General features: G+C 55.0%; 3 protein-coding genes. 2 read left to right on the forward strand and 1 reads right to left on the reverse strand.

The annotated features are described in order from the left end of the window. Window positions 1-308 precede the first annotated feature (308 nt). Window positions 309-881, reverse strand: a complete 573-nt coding sequence (locus RN01_RS32400; RefSeq protein WP_017638772.1) for a TetR/AcrR family transcriptional regulator — start codon at window positions 879-881, stop codon at window positions 309-311. Window positions 882-1,003: 122 nt separating this feature from the next. Between RN01_RS32400 and merA the strand changes: the two genes are divergently transcribed. Together merA and RN01_RS32415 are read left to right on the forward strand one after the other, a co-directional pair. Beyond that, entirely contained in the window at window positions 1,004-2,458 is a 1,455-nt protein-coding gene (gene merA, locus RN01_RS32405; RefSeq protein WP_039016863.1) for a mercury(II) reductase, read from the forward strand. Between the two features lie 262 nt (window positions 2,459-2,720). Further along, a protein-coding gene (locus RN01_RS32415; RefSeq protein WP_156149800.1) for an IS3 family transposase occupies window positions 2,721-3,853 on the forward strand; the annotation gives its coding sequence in 2 pieces (ribosomal slippage) (window positions 2,721-2,976 and window positions 2,976-3,853; 1,134 coding nt in all). Window positions 3,854-4,220 lie beyond the last annotated feature (367 nt).

The following is a 4,220-nucleotide window of genomic DNA, read 5'->3' on the forward strand; positions in this document are numbered from 1 at the left end:
TTCTTCGTCTTCGCCGCCACGGCGGCCGTGTCGTTCCTCGCGGGGTCGATCCTGCACAGCTCGGGCTGGCAAGCGGTCAACTGGATGATCTTCCCGGCCTTGGCGCTGATCTTGGTGCCGCTGCTGTGGCAGGGGCGGTACGGTTGCAACTGACTTGACTTGGGGCATTGATCGAGGACTGGAAGCCGATAAGTGGCCCGTTCCGGCACTACACGACTTGTCTCCACTGCTGAAACTTCGGAAAGCTACTTTGCCGTTCCACCTTTATTGATGGTCAAAGAGTTGTATGGACAGATGAATTTAGTTAGTTAGTTAGATTTATCAAGAAGCAGTTTAACCACGGCTTTGGCTTTGCGAGCAGCGTGCAGATCTCCAAGAACGTGAGCCTGAATAATCGCCCCTTCAAGCAACATAGCAATTGTTTCAGAGATTTGAACTATCGATTCTCTGGACGTTATGACAAGTGAAGTGTGGTGTGTGATCCATCGCAGCATAGCCTCTTTGTTTCGGGCGCAAAGCTTATGTATATCATGATCCGGATTGCTGAATTCGGCGCTGACATTAATGAAATAACAACCCAAGAAAAGTGGCTTGGATTGATCGAGACCCTGAAACAGATCGTCAAAAGCATCAAGCATGGCATACAAGGCGTCCCTACCTGGCGTCGCTTCGTGCAAACGCAAATCGAGCCAAGAGAAATACTGCTGATCACAATATTCGACGGTCGCAGCAATTAGATCTTCCTTGCTGGAGAAATGGTTATATAGCGTTTTCTTGGCAATGCCGGACTCTTCAAGTACCCGATTGATGCCAACAGCATGAATGCCGTACTTATAAAAAAGGTTAAAGGCAGTTGCGACTAACTGTTCTTTTTTGTCCATGATGTTATTCATCGTTGTGAGGATTCATACGCGACATGTTGACACAAGGAGACAGGGTTGTCTACAATCCCTCAAGGAGACCGATCTGTCTCTTTCTTTGCAATTTCCTTGAGGCTTCTTTTATGAACACGACAACAGCGGCTTCCGCACAACAGCCCTCCGTCATCTATGATCTAGTCACGATAGGTTCCGGTTCGGCGGCTAGAGCCGCAGCGAACGAAGCACGTAGGCTCGACAAAACAGTCGCCATGATCGAACAGGGGTTGGCAGGAGGGACCTGTCTCAATGTAGGATGCGTTCCTTCAAAGACGTTGCTTGCGGCGGCTTCTGCTCGCATGTCTGCTGCGCATGGGAAGTTCCCAGGTATAGCGACCTCGGCCGGGCCTGTCGACTTGTCTTTGCTTGTCAGAGATAAAGATCAAATGATCGGGCACTTCCGGCAGTCTTTCCATGTACAAGCACCCAAGGATGCAGGTATTGCGGTATTTCGCGGCAAGGCGACCTTTGTAGCGTCAGATGAGCCAGATATCGTAGCGCTCGTCGTCGCGGACTCAGACGGAAACACAAACCTGGTGTACGCCAAGCAGGTACTGATCGCCAGTGGGGCAGCGCCATTCATTCCTTCCATTCCTGGCCTCAGTGAGGTGGACTTTCTCACTTCCGGCTCGGCCATGTCCCTTGAGCAGGTGCCTGAGTCCATGCTGGTCGTCGGCGGCAATGCGATCGGTCTGGAGCAAGGTCAATTGTTCGCTCGACTGGGCAGCAAGGTTGAAGTGGTCGAGATAGCTCCTCGAATTGCACCGTTCGAGGATCCCGCGATTTCTGCGGCACTGGAGCAGGCGCTGTCAGCGGAGGGCATCATGTTCCATACTGGCGCCAATCTGACAAACGTCGTACCACACGAGACCGGGGTGCTTGCAACTGTCGTCGCCGAAGGACGTACTCAGCAAATTTTCGCCCATAAGATTCTCATAGCGACGGGGCGCCGTCCGGCAACTGAAGGACTCAACTTGGATGCTGTCAATGTGTCCAGGGGCGATCGAGGCGAAATAATTGTGGACGAACATCTGCGAACCTCAAATCCTCGCATCTGGGCAGCGGGCGATGTCACTGGTATGGCTCAATTAGTGTATGTCGCTAGTGCACAGGGGACCGTGGCCGCGAGCAATGCTCTGGGCAACGAGCCTCGGTCCCTAGACTACACCGCCTTGCCCCGCGTCATTTTCACGTCGCCCGAGATGGCTGCTGTCGGCATGACTCCTATGCAGGCTGAGGCGGCCCAAATTGCCTATGATGTTCGTGAAATTCCGGTTTCCTTTGTTCTACGTGCTATTGTAAGTCGTCACGACAAAGGGATAATCAAGATGATATCCGAGCGTGAGACAGGAAGGATTCTGGGTATTCATATGGTAGGCGAATCTGCTGGAGAGGTTATTGCAGCTGCAACCTATATTATCTCCGCAGGACTTACGGTTGACCAACTTGCAAAACAGTGGTCTCCGTACTTCACTATGGCGGAGTCGCTTAAAAACGTAGCAAGCAGTGCACCAACTTTGGAAGATTCGGCTAATGGCTAAATCTTATTATTACTATGCGCTTAAATTTCAAGGGATCGTTTCAGGGTAAAGTTTCCTGATGTGAGCATGTTTGAGTTTTTTGCTATGGCGGGATCGCTCAATGGGCTTCCCGCCTTTTTTGTGGTGAATCATTAAAGAATTTGCCGATCTTGAATATATGCATAAAAACTCAGGGGGTGCCGTTCAGTCTGTTTGACCTGCTCCCCCCAGGCCGTACCAATGTGAAGTAGCAAGGGGTCCGCCATTCAGGAGAATCGCAGACATGAGGAAGAGCAAGTTCACAGAGGAACAGATCATCGGGTTCCTCCAACAGGCCGAGGTCGGCATGGCGGTGGCGGAGATTTGCCGCAAGGGCGGCTTCTCCGACGCCACGTTCTACAAGTGGCGCGCCAAGTTCGGCGGCATGCAGGTGTCAGAGGCCAGACGGCTGCGCGAGCTGGAGGCGGAGAACGCCAAGCTCAAGCACCTGCTGGCCGAGGCGCACCTGGATCTGCATGCGCTCAAGAGCGTGCTCGGGGTAAAAAGGTAGCCCCACAAGCCCGGCGCGAGCTGATCACGCAGCTGGTGCAGGAGCACCAACTGTCCGAGCGTCGCGCGTGCGGGCTTGTGGGGCTAAGCCGAGACAGCTACCTGCACCCACCGGTGCCCAGCGCACAGACCCAGGCCCTGAAGGACAAGATCGTCGAGATCGCGCATGTGCGTCGGCGCTTCGGCTACCGGCGCGTGCACGACCTGCTGCGCAACGACTTCCCTGGCGTCAATCACAAGCGGGTGTACCGGCTCTACAGAGCGGCCAATCTGGCGGTTCGCAAGCGCAAGAAGGCCAAGCGCCCCGTGATGGAGCGCACGCCCCTAAACATCGCCCAACGCATCAACGAGGTGTGGAGCATGGACTTCGTCAGCGACAGCCTGGCCAGTGGCCGGCGCATCAAGTGCCTGACCGTGGCCGATGACTTCAGCCACGAATGCGTGGAGATCGCTGTGGACTACGGCATCAGCGGCCTGTACGTCACCCGGCTGCTGGATCAGGCGGCGCGCTTCAGGGGCTACCCGGCCGCCGTCAGAACCGACAACGGCCCGGAGTTCACCAGCCGGGCCTTCATCGCCTGGACGCAGGAACACCACATCCGGCACATCCTGATCGAGCCAGGTCGGCCCATGCAGAACGGCTACATCGAGAGCTTCAACGGCAAGTTCCGCGACGAGTGCCTCAATGAGCACTGGTTCCAGAGCATGCGCCAGGCACGCACCGAGATTGCCGCATGGCGTCGGGACTACAACGAGGTTCGGCCTCACAGCAGCATTGGCCGCATACCGCCAGCCAGGTATGCCCAGCAACTGCGTCAGCACGCAGGCGACGCAGCTCGTCATGAGATCCCTGCCCAAATCCATTAACCTTCAACCCCAGGACCCCAACCTAATCACTGGTACGGCTGAAGGGGGCAGGTCATGTTGACGAGAAAGATAGGATTCTTTTACTGAGAAATTCCCGTCAGAACTTCAATTTATCTTCTCTAAATTTGAAAGGTTGTCAGGCAATTCATGCGCGATGAGTAGACACGCTGGCCTGCTTCAGTGCCCCCGAGTACTGCGACCAGAAGGAAAGGGGTTATTCGTTTCATAGTTCGATTTCCTGCTGTGGGCTACTGCTTCGCAGCCGCCGTCACCGCCGAGGACGCGCTTAAGGCCAAGGCCATTTCCTGGGTCATGGTGGGCGGTCTCGCGGGCGCCATCATCGGGCCGCAGTTGGTGATCTTCACGC

Origin of the sequence: Cupriavidus sp. SHE, from assembly GCF_000812445.1 — a bacterium.
In the GTDB taxonomy this organism is placed as follows: Bacteria; Pseudomonadota; Gammaproteobacteria; order Burkholderiales; family Burkholderiaceae; genus Cupriavidus; species Cupriavidus metallidurans.